Here is a 1,257-nt window from a genome sequence, read left to right on the forward strand (position 1 = left end):
GTCACCCCCTCCTACTCGATTGCGTGGGAACGATTATCCTCGCTGGTTCAGGTCCGGAAGAGGAGAAGGTTCACATGGTTTAACGAATCTTCGCTAGCGGGTAATAAGTAATAAAGACACAAAGCAGTAATCAACGGCCTGTATTATAGGAGGATTCATCTTGGCAAAAAACAATGACGCAAAAAGCGAGTTAGGGAAATTCATGGTTGTGATCGGAACCGTTCTTGGAATAGCTGGAGGCTCTATTTTCCTGTTGAATCAATTCGTTTTTGACTCCCCAAAACCCACCGCTGTTAAAATGACGACTCCGCCGGAAGTAGCGAATGACGCGGAACCCCAACCGCCCCCTCCTGTTGTTGAAACGGTAAACAATCCGTCTGTAGCAACGGTTGAGCCTTTCTATGCATCTCTTCAGATGGACGAGTATTCAGCTGTTTACAATCAGAATGGCACGGAAAAGGTACTCTCTTTTGATTTAACAAAAGAAGAAGTGAAAACGTTGCTGGGGAACCCGACATCTGAGTCCTACGTGGATGGCGAGACGAGGAGCTTATGCTATCAATACGGTTCTTTGTCCATTTTCTTCGATGACCAGGACCAATACATTAGCTACATGACATACGAGGGAACAAAGGAAATTTTGAATAAACCATGGTTGACTAGCCTTGCAAAAACAACAGATTCAGGCAACGTTGATTTCTATCAGTCCCCAACCGGCTATACGATGGTAAAAGTGGACCATTATCCTGAAACCAATGAAGTAGTTGTTTACTTGATAAAACAATACCCACAGAATCAGACTGTGACTGCGCCACCAATCGAACTACCTCAAGCTATAGACAAACCAGCACCAGAGCCACAGAGTACATCTACGGAAGCCGGAATGAATGCCAATGGTGAATACTTGTTGTCCCCAGGTGAAGAAATTCTCATTGAAAATGTTCAGGTGACCAACGACAGCAGAGTCCACACCGCTAAGTACACCATTGATGTCAATTATCATTTCGCCTACAACAGCCCCAACATGGTAAAGGTGATGACAGATCCTGAAAAAGACCTGGAACTTATGCCCGGAGAAACGGCAACAGTCCAAATCAAAGTAAAAGCCAGCAAAAACGCTCCAAAAGCAAGCTACAGATTTATCGTTTCATTGAAGCAAGGCTGGTCAGGACGACCGCTGAAGGATTTTACGGTAGAAGTGAAATAGGAATGGTGGTAAAGTAAAGCCCTCCTCATATGATATGCTCCCCTTTAAGT

At 44.6% G+C, this 1,257-nt stretch carries 1 protein-coding gene; it reads left to right on the plus strand.

Annotation, left to right across the window (positions count from 1 at the left end):
• The first annotated feature begins 160 nt into the window (after positions 1-160).
• Complete coding sequence (locus EDM58_RS25100) at positions 161-1,207, plus strand: COG1470 family protein (protein ID WP_122915767.1); 1,047 nt, start codon at positions 161-163, stop codon at positions 1,205-1,207.
• Positions 1,208-1,257 lie beyond the last annotated feature (50 nt).

Origin of the sequence: Brevibacillus panacihumi, from assembly GCF_003710985.1 — a bacterium.
Classification (GTDB): domain Bacteria; phylum Bacillota; class Bacilli; order Brevibacillales; family Brevibacillaceae; genus Brevibacillus; species Brevibacillus panacihumi.